The organism is Streptomyces sp. NPDC057950, from assembly GCF_042887295.1.
Classification (GTDB): Bacteria; Actinomycetota; Actinomycetes; order Streptomycetales; family Streptomycetaceae; genus Streptomyces; species Streptomyces kaempferi.
In genome coordinates this window covers 551,182-569,465 of sequence record NZ_JBHVPP010000001.1, presented here as the reverse complement: position 1 = coordinate 569,465, position 18,284 = coordinate 551,182, and the positions used below count along the sequence as shown (strand labels likewise).

The following is an 18,284-nucleotide window of genomic DNA, read 5'->3' as shown; positions in this document are numbered from 1 at the left end:
GCCCGCGGGGGGGTTGGGGGGGGGGGGGCGCCGGGGGGGGGGGGGCCCCCCGGGCGGGGCCGCCGGCGTGTACGGGGCGGCACGGATCTGATGCGGCTGGACACTGACGGTCCGGATGGGGGCAGGCGAGACGTGCCGCCGGCGCACAGCCATGTGCGGTTCACAGCGTTGCGCAGCCCATGCGCAACGCTCGCGCACCGCTAAAGCCTCTTCCGCAATCGACCGGAGGGGGTTGCGGCGGCCAGCCGTAGACGTTCGACACCGCCTCGTGTCAGCAGCATCCCGCTGCTGGTCACGAGGTCATGGGCGGCAAGGCCGATCCTTCTGCCGGAGATTCGTCGGCCCTGCGCGCTCTCGACACTGGCGGGCCGGGTCGCCGCTCGCAGGGCATTCCAGACGAGGTTCGTCTCCTCCGTCAGGAGTTGGTGTCGCTCGGGCCCGACCTCCTGCTCGAACCAGCGCACGGCGAGACGCCCGGCTTCGAAGACTTCGCCGTCGCGGTCTTGAATGCGGCGTCAACAGAGGAACTGGACGACGGCTGAGTGCCCGATGTCGGATCTGGGGGCGACTGCGCCGCCGACCAGGACATCGTCTGGTGTCTGAGCCCCTTCCGGCAGAAGCAGAAACGCTTGCCGACCACCGCAGTTCAGGGCCTCCTCGAGTGAGCGATGCGCATGCACCTGATGGAGGCCCTTCGGGCCGGGATGACTGCACAGCCAGCCGGACAGCGGCAGGGCTTCACTGATGCGCTGCCCGATGAGTTGCTGGTCTTCGGGCAGCGACCACACATCGGTCGCCTTCCTGCCGGAGCCATGTGAAGTCACTGACGCAGCATGGCAGACCGCCTGTTCCGCAGGCGGTTCAGGAACGCGCTGCCCGACGACCCGACACGACGGGCAGCCGACTCCAAGGGAGCGCCGGGATCGTCAACGGGTCGAGGAGATCGTCGCTTTCCGCCCCCGCGAGTGGGCCAGGAACCAGCCTCCACGCCTTCGACCTGGCCGCCTTCCCCGACGACGAGGTCCGCGACGAACTCGTCCCGCCATGGCACTGGTTGCCGCGGGGTCCGGTTGCTGCGGCGTCCCCGCGGCGGCGGTCCGAAATCTGCCACTCTTGCGAGGAAATCAGTTTTGAACATGTTCAACTCGGGGCGTACGCTGATGCCATGAGCGACAGAGCCGCCCTGGTGAAGGGCATTCGCGCATGGCTGGTCTTCTTCATCGTCTGCCTGGTGCTCAGCGGCGCCACGGCCTTCCCCCTGGTGCACGAACTGCACTGGACCGAGGACCTGTTGCGGTCCCTGTCCGTGCCCGAGCACCTGCCCGCCCTGACGGACTGGATCGAGCGCGTACGCCGCGGGCTCGACACCGCGGACGCCGAGTACCCCTTCCTGCTGTACGGCACGGACTGGCTGGCCTTCGCCCATCTCGTGATCGCGGTGGCCTTCTACGGGCCGTACCGCGACCCCGTCCGCAACATCTGGGTCGTCGAGTTCGGCATGATCGCGTGTGCCGGCATCGTGCCGCTCGCGCTGATCTGCGGGCCGCTCCGCGGAATTCCCTTCTGGTGGACAGTCATCGACATGTCCTTCGGATTCCTCGGGGTGATCCCCCTGTACGTCGTACGGAAGAAGATCAAGCGGCTGGAGGCGCTCACCCCACGTCCCGGCCCCACCCCGGCACTGGCCTGAACAACGGGGCGCTCTTGAGCCCGCCCACGCAAGCAACCTGAGCCGGTGACCACCCGAGCGGCCCACCACGGTTGGAGCGGGGGCGGTCAGCCCGCGGCCGGCCCGCCGATCGCTTCGGCCACGGTCTCGCGCACGATCCCCACCGCGCGTTCCACGTCGCCGCGCGTCACGTCCAGGTGGAACACGAAGCGCAGTTGGCCCGGGTATGCCCCGCACAGCAGGCCACGGCGCTCCAGCCGGGCGCTCACCTCGTCGGCGTCGAGGCCGGGAGCGGGCTTCGCGAAGACCATGTTGGTCCCGCTCGGATCCACGGTCAGCCCCTCCACGCCCTTCAGACCCTCGGCGAAAAGCGCGGCGTGCGCGTGGTCGTCCGCGAGCCGGGTCACGTGGTGGTCGAGCGCGTGGAGAGCCGCGGCCGCCAGGACGCCCGCCTGACGCATCCCGCCACCGAGAACCTTGCGCCAGCGTCGCGCGCCCGTCACGAACTCCCGGGACCCCACGAGCGCCGAACCGACCGGCGCTCCCAGTCCCTTGCTGAAGCAGACCGAGACGCTGTCGAAGTGACCGGCGATCCGTCGTGCCTGGTCGTACGGGTCGTCCCCGCCGGCCACCGCGGCGTTGAACAGCCTCGCCCCGTCAAGATGCGTGGCGAGTCCACGGTCCCGGGCGATCCCCGTGGCCGTCTTGAGGTAGTCCATGGACACAGCCCGGCCACCGACGGTGTTCTCCAGGCAGAGCAACCGGGTTCGGGCGAAGTGCGGGTCGACCGGTTTCACAGCCGCGGCGATGTCCTGCGGGTCCAGCGTCCCGTCCGCTCGATGCGGCAGCGGCTGGGGCTGAATGCCTCCGAGCACGGCTGCGCCGCCACCTTCCCACCGGTACGTGTGGGCCATCTGACCGGCGATGTATTCGTCTCCGCGACCGCAGTGGGTCAGCAGAGCGCACAGGTTGCTCTGTGTCCCCGAGGAAACGAACAGCGCGGACTCGAATCCGAGGAGCCCGGCGATCCGCTCCTCGAGCGCGTTGACCGTGGGGTCATCACCGAAGACGTCGTCCCCCACCTCGGCCTCGGCCATGGCCCGGCGCATGGCTTCGCTGGGCCGGGTGACGGTGTCGCTGCGCAGATCGATGCGGTGACCGGGCTCGTCACGGGCGGCACCCGCCTCGTCCTCGGCGTGGGAGACATCGACGGGGTCAGCGGCGCGGGCGCTATCGGTGGTCGGCACACGCACACTCTGCCACGGGTGGAGGGGCCGTGACCGCCCGGGGGGACGACGATCACGTGGTCCCCGCGCAGGCGGCGGCGTTGCGCCCCACTGGTTGTACGCCAGGCGGACGGACCGGTGGTCCCCGCGCCACCCCGCCCCGCGCGAACCCGTCGAGCGCCCGCGGTCACAAGCCCGCCCCGGTCCCACACCGACCGCCTCCAGACCAGAAGAGCGCTCCAGTGCTCGCGCCGAGAGGCCCAGATCCCCTCCTCAAGCCCCAAAGCCCTATAGCCCTCAAGCCCTCGAGTCCTCAAGAGGCGGAACCGTCCGAGGTGCTCGGCGGAGCCATCCACATGACCTGCCAGCCGTGCCCGTCGAGGTCGAAGAAGCTGCGTGAGTACATGAAGCCGTGGTCCTCGGGGCCGTCCGCCTCGGAGCCGCCCGCGGCGAGCGCGGCCTCCGCGACCGAGTCGACCTCGTCGCGGGCCGACACGCTGAAGCAGTAGAGCGCCAGCGTGTGCGTGGTGGGGTCGGCCATCGGCAGCTTCGCGAACTTCGCGAACGTCTCGTGGCTGAGCAGCATGACGGAGGCGTGCTCCCCGACCAGCATGCAGGCCGCGGTCTCGTCGGTGAACATCGGGTTGTAGCTGAACCCGAGCCGCGCGAAGAACGCCTTGCTGCGCTCGATGTCCGCCACGGGGATGTTCACGAACAGCATGCGACCGGCGTGTGCGGGAGTGGCCATGGTGGGTCTCCAGTCCGAGGTTCGGTGGTGTACGACGGGGTGGACCGGCCGGGCCCGCGGAACTCATCGGTGCGCGGACGAAGTCACCCGGCCTTGCCCGTTGCGCCTTGGCGCGTGGGTGGGCCACCGCGTCGGCGTGGATGGGGCGCGGGCGTGGCGCGAGGACTCCGCCTTTCGGGACCCCAACGCTGGTCAGGGGAGACACCGGACAGCCCGCTCAGGCCCGTCACTTGGAACTCCGCCGCGCCCAACACGTCGGGCGACCACTTGCTCGTCGACCGTGTCCGCACGGGGCGTCCCGTCCTTCATGTAGCGGCCGAGCCGGGACGGCCGTATCCCGCCTGACCAGCCACAAGTGGATACACCCCTCGATTTGCGATTCGAACCGGGCATTCAGGTGATTTCCGTGTGAGCAGAGATTTTGAGCCACTTAGTATCTGGTTCCGTGACAGACGGGAAGAGTCGACGGCGACCGGACGGCCACACGACCGGTGTGATCGTCCTCGGGGCAGGGCCGGCAGGGCTCGTGCTCGGCAACATCCTTGTGGACCGGGGGAGCGACTGCGTCGTCCTGGAGCGGGCCGAGCGCACCCATGTGCAAACGCGGGCCCGTGCCGGGTTCCTCGCCGCCAACACCGTACGGATCCTGGAGCAGCATGGTCTCGCCGAGGGGCTGCGACGGCACGGGGAGATCCACAGCACCTGCGAGTTCCGTACCGAGGACGGTCGGTTCCGACTGGACTACAGCGGGCTCGGTCAAGGGGAGCCGCACACCGTCTACCCCCAACAACAGTTGGTCACTGACCTGTTGACGCGATATATGGACCACGGCGGACAGATCCTTTTCGGCACCGAGGCGGTCGCCGTGCACGCCGCCGACGGCGAGCGGCCCGAGGTGGTCGTGCGTGAGGCCGACGGGCGGCCCGCCCTGTGGCAGGCCCGGTACGTGGCCGGCTGCGACGGGCGTCACGGCGCGGCCCGGCGTTCACTGCCGGCCGGCACGGTTCGCCACCGCCGCGATCACGGTGTGACCTGGCTCGGTCTGCTCGCCGAGGCACCGCCCAGCCTGGACGCCGTCGGGTACGCGGTGCACGAGCGCGGGTTCGCCGGACACATGGCCCGCACCAGCGAGGTCACCCGCTACTACCTGCAATGTGAGCGTGGCACCCCCGCCGCCGCCTGGTCCGAGGAGCGGATCTGGGACGAGTTGGAGCTGCGGATGCGGGCACGGGAGTACGGCCCCCTGCGCCGCGGGCGCGTCGTGCAGCGTTCCGTCGTCGACCTGGAGTCCGACGTGCTCGAACCGCTGCGCCACGGCGCGCTGTTCCTCGTCGGCGACGCCGCCGGTCTGATCAGCCCGTCCGCCGCGAAAGGCGCCAATCTTGCGGTCCTCGAAGCCGCGGTCCTGGCCAGCGCCCTGATCGACGACCTCACCAACGGGAACCCTGAGGGCCTCGACGCCTACTCGGCGCGGTGTCTGACGCACATCTGGCGTGCGCAGGAGTTCTCGCACTGGATGATCGGGCTGCTGCACGGCCCGAGCGGCGCGGACAGCGAATCGCTGTTCCACAACTCCCTGCGCCGCTCCCGCCTCACCTCGCTGCGCACCTCGCGCAGCCAGCAGGACTGGTTCGCCGAGAACTACGTCGGCGTATAGCCCGCCGCCCCCACGCTCCGCACCCGCGTACATCCGTACGCATTCATCCGAACCCCGGAATGAGGATCCCCCGCGATGATCACGGCATTGTCGGGCGATACGTCCCGCCTGCGCGCGACGGTCGACTTCGTCAAGGAACAGGACACCGCCACGCTGCTCCCGCTCCTGCTTCCCGGGCTGGACGGCCCGGAGCTGCGGACGCTGGTGGAGCGCTGCGACTTCTCGCACGCGGCGCTGCTCGTCTTCCCGCCCGACCAGGCGGCGCTCGACGCCACGCTCGCCGAGTGCGGGCTCGCCGCCGACGCGCCGCCACGGCCGAGCGTCGTCGTACGCAAGCGCCTCGCCCTACGGCACAAGCGGTGCGAGACGGAGCTCGACGTCGGCGTTCTGCGCCCCGCGGTGCAGTGCCTGGACGGGGCGCGGCGTACGGTCGAGGTGTTCGCGCTGACCGTGCCGCCGGGGTCGGACCTCGCCCCGGTCGCGGCGCACGAGCGGGAACGGCAGCACGAGGCACATGTCGCCTTCGAGGTCGAGGCACCGGACCCCTTGGTGCTGCGCGGCCTGTGCGCGGCCTTCGGACAGTACGGCGCCACCCCCGACGGCGGCGGCTACAACCCTCACGAGAACGGCACCGTCTTCTACTTCACCGCGCCCGCCGCGGCCAAGGCCGCGTACCAGCGCGTGGAGTTGTACGTCCCCGGCGACCACCGCGACGTCCTGGCCGCCCACCTCGACGAGCACCGTGAGCGGCAGCCCGCCGAGTCCCTGCTGCGCCTGCTGACCGGGGCGTGGACGACGCAAGCCCTGGCCGCGTTCGCGCGGCTGGGGGTGGCCGATGCGATGCACCAGGAACGGGGCGTCGGCGTGGCGGAGCTCGCGCGGGACGTCGGCGCACTCGCGCCCAACCTGGCCACCCTGCTGCGCTATCTCGCCATGCTCGGCGTGGTGAGCGAGGACCGCGACGGATTCCGGCTCACGGACACCGGCCGCCTGCTGCGCGCGGACGCCGAAGGGTCGATGCGGCCGCTGGCGCTGATGTACGGGGGGCCGTTCTACGAGTCCTTCGCCGGACTCGGGCACACCGTGCTCACCGGACAGGTCGCCTTCGAGCAGCGCTTCGGCGAGAACCACTTCGACCACTTCGCCCGCGATCCCGAGCTGGCCGAACTCTTCGACCTCTCCATGGCCGCCGGCTCACGTATGTTCGACCCGTTGCCCACCCACCCGGTCCTCATCGCGGCGGCCGAAGGGGGCACCGTGGTCGACATCGCGGGCGGCAACGGCGAACTGCTCCGGCGAATCCTTTCGGCACACCCCCGGCTGTACGGCATCCTGCTGGAACGCCCGCACACCATGGAGACCGCCCGCCGGTTCCTCGGTGCGGCCGGCCACACGGCACGGTGCACCTTCCGCGCGGGCGACTTCGCCGAGGTACCCGCGGGCGGCGACGTCTACCTCCTGTCCCGCGTGCTGCACGACTGGGACGACGACCGCTGCCGCGAGATCCTGCGCCATTGTGCCCGCGCGATGCCCGACACCGCCGATCTGCTCGTCGTCGAACGCGTCCTGCCCGCCGACGGCTCGTCCTCACTGGCAACGGCCTGGGACCTGCACATGATGTGCAACGTGGGCGGCCGCGAACGGCGCGCAGACCACTACGCCCGACTGTTCGCCGACGCGGGCCTCACCCTGGTGGACCGGACGCCACTGCCCCTGGACGGCAGTGTGCTGCACGTCCGCAAGACCGGGTCGACGAACACGGGAGCGAGGTCCGGCTCGTGAGTGCTCCGGAATGATCCGAGTTCAGCGCGCGGTTCTGCGCGCGGTCTGCCGAGGCAGCCCCGACCTGACCGCCGCCGCCGAGCCCTCCTGGTCCAGTCGGGTCCAGTCGGGCCCAGCCGGGTACAGCCGGGTAGGGACAGCGCCGTCTTGCCGATCGTGAGGGTCGGCCCCCGCGACCCGAAGAACTCGGCTGCTGAGGACGGGCCGGATCTGTCGGCATCGGGGAGACCTGCCCCCGTGAAGGGTGCGGTCGCCGGATACTGCCGCCGCTGAGAGCTCGTGGCAGGATCAGGTTGCTGACAGGGACTCGACGGCGCGACCCGAGGTGCTGCGGGAAGTCGGCCTCCCCCTGACCTCCGACGGGGAGCACGACGAGTACGCCCCGGACGTCGACCGGAAGGTCGACCGGAAGGCGGCGGTCCTCGCTCTGGCCGAGAGGCTCACCGGCATACGCGTCACCGAATCCCTCCTACAGGACGCTCACCGATGCCCAGGGGGAGCGCCTGCACAGGGAATGGACCTACGAGGAGATCGCGACGGCGTCGGACCGCGTACGGGCGAAGGCGAACGCGCCGGTGATCACCTGCGACGATTCGCGGGCCACGGATCGTTCGCCGCACGAGGCAGGCGAGTAACCAGCGAGCGCGCGGAGGCCACCCCGGCGAGACGACGGCATTGTGGAGGTCGAGGTGTCTCCCACCACACGGCCAGGCGCTTGATCCGGTGCAGCAGGGCGAAGGTCTGCTCGACAACGCAGCCGAACTTCCGCAGCAGACGCCAGGACTTGGAGGGTGGGCAAGGCCGGTTCGCCGAGTGCGCGGCCGCTCGCACCGGTGAAGGGCCGGCGCGAGCGGCGCTGACGGCTCAGCGCGGAGTACGAGTCAGCAGGTCCCCTTGATCCACTTGTTGGACTCGCCCTGGTCGTTCGCCACCGCGTCCCAGGTGTTGCCCCAACCCGCGTCCAGGCAGAAGGAGTTACCGCCGTAGCCGTTGTCCGCGTAGACCACCACGGAGCTGTACGAGGTGCCGGTGCCGTTGTCGAACCAGGACGAGTCCTGGTGGGCCATGTACGCGTTGACGGTGTCCGACCAGATCGTGTTGTCGTACTGGAACTTGGCGATCCCGACATTGCCGGAACCGTAGTTGATGTCCTTGTAGACGCACAGGTACGACCGCGGGCAGGTGCCGGGGTCGCGCTGGCTGTAGGTGGGGGTCGTGCCCCCCGCATGGGCGGCGGTGACGGCGAACGGGGTCATGGCGGCGGCCATGGCCAGCGCCAACGCGGCACGCTTGGTGGTACGCATGCGGTTCTCCCTCTGGTGATGGTCCTCCTCCGGCGGGCGCCGGAGGCCCGCGCCCGCCGACGGCGGCCGGGCGCGCGAGCTCGACGGGGCGGTGCGGTGCGGCCTCAGCCGGAGCCGACGACGGAGCGGGCTCGGCCGAGCGCGGTGGCGACCGCCTGGGTGTAGTAGCGGGTCTGGCGTGCGAACTCATGACGCGCGGCCTCCCGCACATGCTTCCGCTGCAGCCCGGCACCGGTCCTGGCGAGGCCGGCCGCACGGTTGCACTCGGCGTCCGCGACGGCCACGGTCACCTCTCGCCTCCGGGCCTCCACGGCGGTGTCGGACCGGTTCTCCTTCGCCACGGTGCCGATGGCCGCGGAGGAGCTCGGATAGTCGTGCCCTCGTGACTTCATACAGGCCTGCCAGTCGGCCAGCGCCTTGGCGTACCGCGGTTCCGCCACCACGTCGGCGTAGGTGGTGTATTCGAGGTTCAACACGGCCGCCTTGGCCTCGGTCCACTTGCGGAGATCACCGTAGAGCTGTCGGCGGGCGTCCGCCTGGCAGCCGTCGGCGCTGGTGAAGATCTCGCCGCGGCCGGGCGCCGGGACGACAATCGCGGCGCGGTCGGTGCCGTTCAGCGCACGGTCGAAGTCGGCTCGGCGCGGCGCCGGGAGGGCAGCGATGTAGCGCGCCTCGGGACCCTTCGCGGCCGCGGCTTTCCCTTCCCGGTCACCGGACGCGGCCGCCTCGGCCAGACCGTAGCCGTGCCTACGTGCCCAGGCGACGTCGTCCAGGCCGAAGCGCCGTTCCGGCGCGTCCAGTTCGCCCGCCCGTGGGTCCGGGTCGAGCTGATAGTGAAAGCCCTGGTCCCGCATGCATTCGGTGATCAGCCGCTGCTCGGCCTGGCCAAGCAGCGTGCGCTCTGCGTCGGTCAGCCCGGTGCGCAGCCGGCCGCCGGCGTACGCGGACGGCCGGTCGGCGCCGGAGCAGGCCGTGACGAGCAACAGGCCCGTCACCGCAAGCGCCCAGAACCGAGCCTTTCTGCTCATCGGAACTCCTCGTGTCGTCGGTAGTGGCCCGCCACCGCGGACAACCTTCCGCGGGCCAAAGGGAGCTCGTGACGCCGATCGAGCGCGCAAGACCGACCGGACGCTGCGGAACGTATCCACGGGAGATCGAGGGCGTCATCCGGAAGTTCGCGGAGTGACACCCCGAGGTCCCGTGGGGTACGGCGCAACCCGCCCCGGTCGTGGGCGGCGGCTCCGCGGGACTGGCGAGCAGCCTGGCCGCTGCCTGCGCGCGCCTCCGCACGCCTCCGGCATGGAGCACGACCCCGGTTGCCCGGTGCGGCCTCCCCACGCGCCGGTCCCCGGTCGGGCGGGCGCTCCCCCCTACCGGCGTCATCCGGCCATCGTGCGCAAGCGAGCCGGCTCGGGCACCCGTTGGGACTAGCATGCCTGGCAGCCGGGGACCGGCCGTGACGGGAGGGGACGCTGCCGATGGGCGGCATAGTGATTCATCTGCCGTCGGCGCATGGCACGGAGCCGGCGAAAACCCTGCACTTGGACCCTGGCGAGGCCGCGCGCTTCGGCCGGGGCTCGACGGCCCGTCCGGTAGAACTGCTGCTGCCCGACCCCGCCGTCTCCCGGCTCGCCGGGGAGGTCCGGGTGACCGAGGACCACTGGCAGCTCAGCAACTACTCGACCACGCAGAGCTATCTGGTCGAGAACCCGGAGGGGGCCGGCGAGTACCTTCGGATCGCGCCCCGCCGGTCGGGGGCGCCCATCCCGTTCGAGTTCGCCCGCGTCGTGCTGCCTACTCTGGGCTCCACGGTGAGCTTCCAGGTCTTCGCGCCCGACCACGTCTACCTCGACCCGGACGATCCCGCCGGCGCCTGGGGCACCCGCACACTCCCTGCCTACTCCCTGGACGAGACCGCCACGTACTTCTTCGTCCTGGTAGCACTCTGCGAACCGAGGCTGCGGGACGCGTCGGACGTCTCCGTGCCGACCACCCCACAGGTCGTGGAACGTATCCGCGCCCACCCGGCGCTGACGCGGCTGACCGCGCGGGCGGTCAGCGCCCACATCGACTACCTGGCGGAACAGAAGCTGCGGGTGCGCGGGCTGCGGGACACCGCCGTCCCGGGCAGTGGCGCGCGGCGCACCGGCAAGCGCGAGGCGGTGGTCGGCGTCGCGCTGCGCTTCGGCCTGGTCCGTGAGGAGCACCTGTCGCTGCTGCCGTCCCGTGCCCCCGGTCTCCCGCTGCCGGCACCGTCCGGTGGCCGCGTATGAGCCGATTCGCCGTAGGTCAGGGCCGGCGGGACCCGTGGGCCGGTCCGCCACGACCTGTCCGGGAGGGTGGCGGGGGTCAGGCGCATGGGTTGGTGACGCCGCCGGTCTCGTCGCCTTTCAGGTAGATGCCGCTGACGTAGCCGTTGCCGCCCGCGTTGAGGGGGAGGAGGACCCATTTGTCGCTGGTGATGCCCTCGGCGGTCACGGTCTGTCCGGCTACCCAGCACTGTGCCGGGTAGGACTGGCCGGCGTACACCCTGCTGACGATCGCGCACGAGGTGGACGCGCAGGAACGGACATTGGCATCGGCCCACGCCGTCACCGTCACACCCCCACCCCCGCCAGGCGTGCAGGGCAGGCCGACCCCGCGGTCCCGCAGGTACGGTACCGGGTCGATCCCCCGGATCGTGGTGGAGGTGCCGACCCGCACCCGCAGATGCAGATGGACGCCGGTGGCGTCACCCTCGGAGCCCATCAGGGCGATGCGCTGGCCGGCCGACACCTGCTGGCCGGTGGAGACATCCCGCTCGTACATGTGGCCGTACTCGGTCACGGTGCCGTCCGCGTGCAGGATGCGGATCCACTGGCCGTATCCCTGGGCCGGGCCGGAGTCGATGACCTGGCCGGCGCCGGCCGCGTGGATGGGGGTGCCGAGCGCGTTCGCGATGTCGACGCCGTCGTGGGTGCTGTTGTACCCCTGGGTGACGACGCCGGCCGCGGGACAGGAGCCGGCGTAGGCGACGGCGGCCGTGCGGCCGTTCACCGCCGCCTGGCCAGGCGCGGCCACCACGATCGGAAGCAGCAGGGCGGCCGCGGCCGGCAGACCGACTCGCAGGTTGACTCCTCGTCGACCGACTCGCACGTGGAACTCCTCCCATGAGTCGACGGCTGCTGACGAGCCGTCCGGTTCGGGGGGGCGGCCCGCCCTCTGCGGGGTGACCGTCCGACGCACGGACCCTAGACCCGCGGTCGCCCCTCGGGGCATCCGGAAGGTTGCGGAGAGACGGCGCCCCGCGAGGCCGGTATTCCTGGTCCTGGACCGTCGTCCGCATCCACGGAGGGGGAACCCGTGCGTGGCGCATCCGTACGTGTCGAGATACGTGCCAAGTGGCCCACTCCGCTGCGGGTGGCACAGATCCTGAGCCTGCTGCTCCTCATGACGGGCCTGGTGGCGGCGCCCGCCGCGGCGCGGGGCCCGGAACGACCTGGCAGCTGGCGCTTCGACCTGACGGGGCCGGAGGCCGGGCGGGGCAACGTCGCGGCCCGCCCGGACGGGATGACCGTCAAGGACAGCGGGCGCCGGACGGTGTCGGCGCCCGGCGCCTCCCACGCCGTGTACACCTCACCCAGCAGAAGCCTCGGCCAGGAACTCACGGTGTTCACCGTACGGACCGAGGCGGAGGTGCCTGTCGGCACCCGCGTGCTGACCGAGATCCGGGGCAGCGACCGACGGGGTGTCTGGACGCAGTGGCGGGCCACGGACGGCGGCGGCGCGGTCCGGCTGCCCCGGGCGGTCTCCCTCCTCCAGGCCCGGATCACCCTGTACGGCATCCTTGACGGACCGTCACCCACCGTCCACGCCGTCACCGTCACCGCGGCGGCCGACCAGCCGGCACCGCGGCGGACCTCGCAGGACGGCGTGCCCGCGGCCTCGTCCGGTGCCACCTACCGGCTTTTCGCCACCCGCGAGGGCCTCACCGGGCAGACCACCGCCAACGGCCACGTCATCCGGTCCCGCGACCACTTCGTGGCTCTGCCCTCGCGACGGATGCTGGCGACGAACGGCGGACACGAGTACCAGGTGCGTGTGTGCTTCGAGGGCCGGTGCGAGACCGCGCCCGTGTGGGACGTCGGACCCTGGAACACCCGCGACGACTACTGGAATCCGCCCGCACAGCGGGAGATGTGGCAGGACCTCGCGCAGGGTACCCCCGAGGCTCAGGCGGCTTACGTGAATTATTACAACGGCGGGCTCGACGAGTTCGGCCGGCAGGTCGCCAATCCGGCCGGCATCGATCTCGCGGACGGCACTTTCCGGGACGGGCTCGGCATGACCGACAACGACTGGGTGGACGTCACCTTCATGCCGGACGGCGGCAGCGGGGGTGGGGGTGTGACGGTGACGGCGTGGGCCGATGCCAATGTCCGTTCCTGCGCGTCCACCTCGTGCGCGATCGTCAGCAGGGTGTACGCCGGCCAGTCCTACCCGGCACAGTGCTGGGTAGCCGGACAGACCGTGACCGCCGAGGGCATCACCAGCGACAAATGGGTCCTCCTCCCCCTCAACGCGGGCGGCAACGGCTACGTCAGCGGCATCTACCTGAAAGGCGACGAGACCGGCGGCGTCACCAACCCATGCGCCTGACCCCGCCACCCTCCCGGACCACCCCACGGATGACCGGGCCGCCGCGTCCCGCGGCGAGCCGACTGCCACCGGGCGCAGCGGGAACAGTCGTTCAGACCCAGAGCTCTACAGACTTTCGAATCGTGTCGGTTGTCGCCCACAAGAGCCCGACGCGCATTAGCCTTTCCCCGTCACGCGCATCGTACGTCGCCGAAGCCTCATTCTCTGACAGGAACATGACCTTGCGCACACGTACTTTCGCCCCCGCGAGAGCGGTTGCCCCCGCTTTCGCGGGGCCGGGTTCTCTCGTTTCCGGTGCGGAGCCATCGATGCCGCGGGACTTCAACGGCGGCGCGTACCAGGACCGTTGGGGCAGTACGGCGCGGAGCGGGCAGGCGAGGACGGACGCAGCCGCGCAGGTCTCGGCGTGACCGAGCCGCACGAGGGCGAAGCGGCCGACGGCTGGGCGGTCTCCGTGCCGGCGGGGTACCGGACAGGGCCTTGGGAAGTGGTCTCCCCCATCGCGTCCGGCAACTGGGGCAGTGTGTACGCCGCACGCCGGGCCCTGGACGGGAAACTCGGCAGCAGGACGGCCGGTCCTCCACCGGACGAGGTGGCCCTGAAGTTCGTGGTGACGAACGCCCTCGGGCCGTACCGCTCCCGTCAGTGGCGCGAACTGGCCCGGCGCGAGGCCGATTTCAGTCAGAACGCCGCCCACGACCGGCTCATCAAAGTCCTGGAGACCTTGGTGGTGACCGACGAGGACCGGCCTGATCTGGATGGCGCGGTCGTCCTCGTCATGGAGCGCGCCACCGGCAGCCTGCAGGAACGGCTGGACACGGCAACGGACAGTGAACCGCTCGTGGACGCCGACCGGGTGATCACGCAGATCTGCGAAGGACTCGCCCACCTCCACGCCGAAGGTTGGGTCCACGGCGATCTCAAGCCCGCCAACGTGCTGCTCATGCCCGACGGTTCGGTCCGGCTGGCCGACTTCGGCCTGGTCTCGCGCGTGGACGGCACCCATGGCTACGCGCCGCCCCTCGGATCGCCCGACTACCTGCCGCCGGAGCGTTGGAAGGAAGGGATCGGCGAGCACGGGATCCCGGTACGTCCCACAGCCGATGTCTGGGCGCTGGGTGTCACCGCGCACCAGATCCTCACCGGGGGATCCCTCCCCTTTCCTGGCGCCACCGCCGGGGCGCGCGCGGCAGCGGTCCAGGAGTACGCCTCGGGAAGAGCCCCGCTGCGCCTGCACCCCGCTCTCGACACAACCGGACGGGACTTCGTCACCCGTTGCCTCGCCCGCGACCATGCGAGCCGTTCCCCGGCTTCCGCCGACCGCCTGCTGGCCCTGGCCCGTGAATCGTCCCTCACGCCCGGACCGCGTCGGCGCACCAGGCCCGGGCGTCTCGCCGTCTCCGTGGTCCTGGCAGCCGCTGTCCTCGCTGTTGCCGGAACCACCGGGGGCTGGTGGTGGTTTGCGGGCCGGCACACAGGCAACGTTGGGGAGGCCGGGCCCACCGCGCTGATCACCGTGTTCAACGTCGAGGCCCCGTGCCGGAAACAGACCGAGCGGCTGAGCACGTGCAGCATGGGCCTGGCTCTGAACCCGCGCGAGGAGTACAAGTCGGGCAATGTCTCCGTACATCGGATCTGGCACGGGGACGTGCTGGAGGCAGACTGCGTGCTGTACGAGGGAGAGCGCGTGGCCGACGAGACCGGTGTGGGCTCCACACGCTGGTATCGGGTGAAGGTCGCCGAAGAGCCGTCCGGACACGCCTGGTTCCCGGCGGTCCGCACCCGACACGAGCCCGCTTCGTTGCCCACCTGCGCAAGCGACGTCAAGCAGGGTGCCGGGACTCCCTGAACGGTCCGGACCGGGACACTGCGGGTGCCCGTCCGTCGTCCAGTCCGCTCAGGCGGCGTGTGGGTACTCGTGGCGGGTTCCGCCGAGCCGATGTCGTCGGCGGAGGTCCAGGGAGGCGATCTGTCCTGGAGTGCTGGTCGGTTCGGGCAGCGCACGGCGAGAACCGGGCATTGCGCGCCGTCGAGTCCGCGCCGGCCGTCCGTTCGTCCATGGGCGCTTTCCCGATCCCGGCCGCTTCCCGCAACACCGACTGGTGGAACAGGTACGCGAACGAGTCCTGCTCGCTGCGTAGGCGCGTTGTCAGTGCCTGGTGCGAGGATCCGGGAGACCTTACGCAAGGAGATCAGTATGGGCACCTGGGACATCGGTCCCTTCGGCAACGACACAGCCGCGGACTTCGGCAACACTCTCGATGACGCCGAGCCCGAGGCATGTGAGGCTCTGGTGCGAGGCGTCCTCGTCCGGACGGTCGTGGCCACGGGCTGTCCCAGGGAAGCGGACGAGGCGGTGGCCGCCGCCGCACTCGTCGCGGCGCAATGCCCGGGAGGCCAACCTGTCGTCGGCACGCCCTACGGCCCGAAACGCCGGCGCTCGTGTTCCCTTCCGACCTTCGGACGCTCGCGGACGAAGTCCTCGCCCGCATCGCAGGCGCCGAAACAGGGCCGGCCTCGAAGTGGGTCGATCCGGAGGACCGGAAGCGGCGCCAGACCGTACTCACACACCTTCGTACAGTGTTTGTCCCGCCGCCCCCCTTCCATCGCTCTCTTCGACGTCCAGCCATGACGAAGCGTCACTCCGTACGGAAGTTGAGCCAGAACCCGAGAACGGACCGCATATGTTCACGACTTCGCGAGGCGTTCAGTCAGCGGCGGCCGAGCCTCCCGACCGCTCACGCGATCCAACCGGCCGTTGTCAGAACTACAGGCGCTGACACATCCACGTCGAAAATCAATACTGACAAACCGATACAGCTCCACAGGTCTACGTGGGCGGGTGTCCTGAACAGAGGGGCGGGTCGGGAAGCTCGCGGTGTCCGGAGACGATGCCGTCACCTTCGCCTTTCCCACGAAGATTTGCCGCCCGGGTCCCGTGTCTGGGATCTTGTCCGGGGCGGCGATCTCGAGCAACGCGCTCAGCCGCCGGCACCACCGGCCTCGGCCCCAACCCAGGTCTGCCGGTGGAGCCTTGACCGAGCCACGAGCATCGGATCCAGCGGTTCTTCGGACCGTCCGTGGCCATACGAAGAAGGAGAAATAGCGTGAACACCGAAAAGGTCACAGCTCGACGTCTTACGAACGAGGAAGTTTCAGAATTGGGCCTCCAGGACGAGATCTTCGTCTCGGCAGATCTGGACGACCTTTCTCTCGACTGTTTCGCTCCGGCTTTCCTCACGAAGCCGGGTAAGTATTTCGATGGAGGGTCTTTCACCGCAAGGACCATTTTCGGCAAGGAGATTCCTGTTCTTCCGAACAACGCCGAAGAGCGCGGGATCTGGGTTGCCGACGAAGCCGGGGAAGAAATCGAGGTTCTCCAGAGTGCCGGTGTCCTCCTGAACCTCGCGCTCTTCGTGCCCAACGGGAACATGGAATCTCTGGAGTCGCTCTACACCGCCGCGAGGGAAGCGTTCGGCGCGGGAATCGTCCAGCGCTGGAACGAGGAAGTCGTGGCGGTGCCGGACGTCAAGGTCGACCTGTTCGAAGAACCGGCCCGCGGACGGAAGAACACGGGCGGCCAGAACCGCGACCGCCGCGCCTTGGACATCTACCCCACCCGAGTGCGGTTCATGGAGCCCAGCACCGGCTGGAAGTTCATCGTCGAACCGCACCACGAGCCCATCGACGACACACCGACGATCTGAGCCGACAGCGGCCCGCAGAACGCACGCTGACGGCTGCTCACTCACCGCCCGATTTCTGCACACGGCTTGACCCGATCAGGGCGGGGCGCTGGTGCCGGCGCTCCGCCCCGCGCGACCCACACAGGTTGCGGAGCGTTTTCGCGACTCCGCCGATCAGGCGCGCCGGCCTCGTGCGGGAGCAGGGCGCGTCGAGCGAGGTGGTTTGCGGGATCGCGTCGCGACGGCGCGTCCCCGGCGAGCCCGACCCCTGTAGCCACCTGCAGCAACGCGGCACAGGACCCGGGTGGGCGGAGACAGTTGTACGCGGGCTTATCGGTGAAGTCGTCGGTCCGCTCAGGAGCGGGATGTCGGACAAACCCTCTGTGGCTTCGGCCCCTCACCTCACCTCACGCCGCGAGAACCCGGGGTGAGCATGAGACAGCAGGCGAGAATCTTTCGGACACCGATCACGCGAAACGGCGCGCAGAGGCCGTAAGCCGCAGCGCGCCGCCAAGCAGTCAGTAGTCGGTGACCGGCTTCACGGTCACCCGGGAGACGGGGTCAGTGGCGGCCGCCCTGACCGGCCTGGCCGCCCTGGTGCTGGCCGCCGCCCTGACCCTGGCCAGCCTGACCGGCCTGTCCCTGGCCGCCCTGTCCCTGGCCGCCCTGGTGCTGGCCGCCGCCCTGACCCTGGCCAGCCTGACCACCCTGACCGGCCTGTCCCTGACCGCCCTGGTGCTGGCCGCCCTGACCCTGGCCAGCCTGACCACCCTGCCCCTGACCACCCTGGTGCTGGCCGTTCTGACCGCCCTGACCGGCCTGACCCTGACCGCCCTGGTGCTGACCACCCTGGTGCTGGCCGTTCTGACCGCCCTGGCCCTGGTGGCCATGCTGGCCGCCGGTTCGGGGCGCTCCACCCTGGCCGCCGTGGTGCGCTCCGTTGTGGTCACGGCGGTGATGGCCGCCGAGGTCGCTCAAGCGGCGGCCGTCACGGAAGTGGCGGCTACCGAAGTCGTCCCAGCGCCAGCCGTCGCGGTCACGGAAGTGACGGCCGCCCCAGGTCACCTCGTCGACAATCCGGCCGCGCTCATTGCGCAGCGTGGCGGTGTCGGAGCGGTAGTCCCAGACGCGGTTGCGGCGGTCCTGGTAGACGTCGCGGTAGGTGTCCCGGCCGATGCCCGTGTGGACGCGGACGGTGGCACGCCCGCCCAGGCGGTAGTGGTGGAACGTGTAGGTGTGGCCGTCCTCGTCGGACAGCGTCCAGTCGTACAGGTTCACGCTGCGCCGGGACGTGTTGGTGACGTCGATCCACTGCCGGTTCAAGGAGTGGTTGGAGCGGTCGCGGAAGCCCGGCGAGTCGGCCTGTACGCCGCTGATCACCACACTCGAGCGGTACGCGACGGCCTGGTGGGGGCTGGACTGGGCGGAGGCCGGCAGCGCGGACGCGCCGAGCGCGGTGCCCGCCGCCAGAGTCGCGGCGGCGATGCGGGAGATCGAACGAGAGGACATCAACAGTGCTCCCCTGTGAGGTGGGGGCCCACCCCCGACCACGTGGCGCGGCCGGAGTGGGCGGT

Annotated in this window: 17 protein-coding genes; 10 read left to right on the top strand and 7 right to left on the bottom strand. The window is 70.4% G+C overall.

Annotated features, from left to right (window positions below; genetic code table 11):
• The first annotated feature begins 302 nt into the window (after positions 1-302).
• Entirely contained in the window at positions 303-542 is a 240-nt protein-coding gene (locus ACFVTC_RS02580) for a hypothetical protein (RefSeq protein ID WP_390123142.1), read from the top strand.
• Here ACFVTC_RS02580 and ACFVTC_RS02575 read toward each other — a convergent pair.
• Positions 516-824, bottom strand: a complete 309-nt coding sequence (locus ACFVTC_RS02575; RefSeq protein WP_390123140.1) for a hypothetical protein — start codon at positions 822-824, stop codon at positions 516-518. The genes ACFVTC_RS02580 and ACFVTC_RS02575 overlap by 27 nt on opposite strands.
• A 341-nt stretch (positions 825-1,165) precedes the next feature.
• Here ACFVTC_RS02575 and ACFVTC_RS02570 point away from each other — a divergent pair, with 341 nt between their 5' ends.
• Entirely contained in the window at positions 1,166-1,690 is a 525-nt protein-coding gene (locus ACFVTC_RS02570; protein ID WP_390123138.1) for a hypothetical protein, read from the top strand.
• Positions 1,691-1,776: 86 nt separating this feature from the next.
• Here the strand turns inward: ACFVTC_RS02570 and ltaE are convergent, their stop codons facing one another.
• The gene (gene ltaE / locus ACFVTC_RS02565) at positions 1,777-2,916 is read right to left on the bottom strand and encodes a low-specificity L-threonine aldolase (RefSeq protein ID WP_390123136.1); all 1,140 of its coding nucleotides are present in this window, start codon (positions 2,914-2,916) and stop codon (positions 1,777-1,779) included.
• 292 nt (positions 2,917-3,208) lie between these two features.
• Positions 3,209-3,643 carry a VOC family protein gene (locus tag ACFVTC_RS02560; RefSeq protein WP_390123135.1) on the bottom strand — a complete coding sequence of 145 codons (435 nt, stop codon included), beginning with the start codon at positions 3,641-3,643 and terminating at the stop codon, positions 3,209-3,211.
• Between the two features lie 493 nt (positions 3,644-4,136).
• On the opposite strand from ACFVTC_RS02560, the gene ACFVTC_RS02555 reads away from it, so the two are divergent.
• The 3 genes from ACFVTC_RS02555 to ACFVTC_RS02545 all read left to right on the top strand — a co-directional run bounded on the left by ACFVTC_RS02555 (position 4,137) and on the right by ACFVTC_RS02545 (position 7,980).
• Positions 4,137-5,300, top strand: a complete 1,164-nt coding sequence (locus ACFVTC_RS02555) for a 4-hydroxybenzoate 3-monooxygenase (protein ID WP_390123746.1) — start codon at positions 4,137-4,139, stop codon at positions 5,298-5,300.
• Between the two features lie 75 nt (positions 5,301-5,375).
• Entirely contained in the window at positions 5,376-7,082 is a 1,707-nt protein-coding gene (locus ACFVTC_RS02550) for a methyltransferase (protein ID WP_390123133.1), read from the top strand.
• A 244-nt stretch (positions 7,083-7,326) separates the two neighbouring features.
• Positions 7,327-7,980 (top strand): DUF6461 domain-containing protein, encoded by a 654-nt coding sequence (locus ACFVTC_RS02545; protein WP_390123131.1) that lies wholly within the window; start codon positions 7,327-7,329, stop codon positions 7,978-7,980.
• Here the strand turns inward: ACFVTC_RS02545 and ACFVTC_RS02540 are convergent.
• Together ACFVTC_RS02540 and ACFVTC_RS02535 are read right to left on the bottom strand one after the other, a co-directional pair.
• Positions 7,964-8,386, bottom strand: coding sequence for a peptidase inhibitor family I36 protein (locus ACFVTC_RS02540; protein WP_390123129.1), 423 nt, complete (start codon positions 8,384-8,386; stop codon positions 7,964-7,966). The genes ACFVTC_RS02545 and ACFVTC_RS02540 overlap by 17 nt on opposite strands.
• Positions 8,387-8,490: 104 nt before the next feature.
• Entirely contained in the window at positions 8,491-9,414 is a 924-nt protein-coding gene (locus tag ACFVTC_RS02535; protein WP_390123127.1) for a hypothetical protein, read from the bottom strand.
• A gap of 450 nt (positions 9,415-9,864) precedes the next feature.
• On the opposite strand from ACFVTC_RS02535, the gene ACFVTC_RS02530 reads away from it, so the two are divergent.
• Entirely contained in the window at positions 9,865-10,659 is a 795-nt protein-coding gene (locus tag ACFVTC_RS02530; RefSeq protein ID WP_390123125.1) for a serine/threonine protein kinase, read from the top strand.
• Positions 10,660-10,735: 76 nt separating this feature from the next.
• Here ACFVTC_RS02530 and ACFVTC_RS02525 read toward each other — a convergent pair whose 3' ends face one another.
• Positions 10,736-11,521 (bottom strand): peptidoglycan DD-metalloendopeptidase family protein, encoded by a 786-nt coding sequence (locus tag ACFVTC_RS02525; protein ID WP_390123123.1) that lies wholly within the window; start codon positions 11,519-11,521, stop codon positions 10,736-10,738.
• A 207-nt stretch (positions 11,522-11,728) separates the two neighbouring features.
• Here ACFVTC_RS02525 and ACFVTC_RS02520 point away from each other — a divergent pair, with 207 nt between their 5' ends.
• The 4 genes from ACFVTC_RS02520 (at position 11,729) to ACFVTC_RS02505 (ending at position 16,731) form a co-directional block, all read left to right on the top strand.
• Positions 11,729-13,024, top strand: coding sequence for an SH3 domain-containing protein (locus tag ACFVTC_RS02520; RefSeq protein ID WP_390123121.1), 1,296 nt, complete (start codon positions 11,729-11,731; stop codon positions 13,022-13,024).
• A 406-nt stretch (positions 13,025-13,430) separates the two neighbouring features.
• Positions 13,431-14,873, top strand: coding sequence for a serine/threonine-protein kinase (locus tag ACFVTC_RS02515; protein ID WP_390123119.1), 1,443 nt, complete (start codon positions 13,431-13,433; stop codon positions 14,871-14,873).
• A 90-nt stretch (positions 14,874-14,963) separates the two neighbouring features.
• Positions 14,964-15,656 carry a DUF4259 domain-containing protein gene (locus tag ACFVTC_RS02510; RefSeq protein WP_390123745.1) on the top strand — a complete coding sequence of 231 codons (693 nt, stop codon included), beginning with the start codon at positions 14,964-14,966 and terminating at the stop codon, positions 15,654-15,656.
• Positions 15,657-16,131: 475 nt separating this feature from the next.
• Positions 16,132-16,731, top strand: a complete 600-nt coding sequence (locus tag ACFVTC_RS02505; RefSeq protein WP_390123117.1) for a hypothetical protein — start codon at positions 16,132-16,134, stop codon at positions 16,729-16,731.
• A gap of 540 nt (positions 16,732-17,271) precedes the next feature.
• Here ACFVTC_RS02505 and ACFVTC_RS02500 read toward each other — a convergent pair.
• Entirely contained in the window at positions 17,272-18,219 is a 948-nt protein-coding gene (locus ACFVTC_RS02500) for a lamin tail domain-containing protein (protein WP_390123115.1), read from the bottom strand.
• Positions 18,220-18,284: the final 65 nt, after the last annotated feature.

Coding starts and splice junctions, on each gene's coding strand:
- ACFVTC_RS02580 (WP_390123142.1), top strand. CDS start 303: ATGGGCGGCAAGGCCGATCCTTCTGCCGGAGATTCGTCGGCCCTGCGC.
- ACFVTC_RS02570 (WP_390123138.1), top strand. CDS start 1,166: ATGAGCGACAGAGCCGCCCTGGTGAAGGGCATTCGCGCATGGCTGGTC.
- ACFVTC_RS02560 (WP_390123135.1), bottom strand. CDS start 3,643: ATGGCCACTCCCGCACACGCCGGTCGCATGCTGTTCGTGAACATCCCC.
- ACFVTC_RS02550 (WP_390123133.1), top strand. CDS start 5,376: ATGATCACGGCATTGTCGGGCGATACGTCCCGCCTGCGCGCGACGGTC.
- ACFVTC_RS02540 (WP_390123129.1), bottom strand. CDS start 8,386: ATGCGTACCACCAAGCGTGCCGCGTTGGCGCTGGCCATGGCCGCCGCC.
- ACFVTC_RS02535 (WP_390123127.1), bottom strand. CDS start 9,414: ATGAGCAGAAAGGCTCGGTTCTGGGCGCTTGCGGTGACGGGCCTGTTG.
- ACFVTC_RS02530 (WP_390123125.1), top strand. CDS start 9,865: ATGGGCGGCATAGTGATTCATCTGCCGTCGGCGCATGGCACGGAGCCG.
- ACFVTC_RS02510 (WP_390123745.1), top strand. CDS start 14,964: ATGTCGTCGGCGGAGGTCCAGGGAGGCGATCTGTCCTGGAGTGCTGGT.
- ACFVTC_RS02500 (WP_390123115.1), bottom strand. CDS start 18,219: ATGTCCTCTCGTTCGATCTCCCGCATCGCCGCCGCGACTCTGGCGGCG.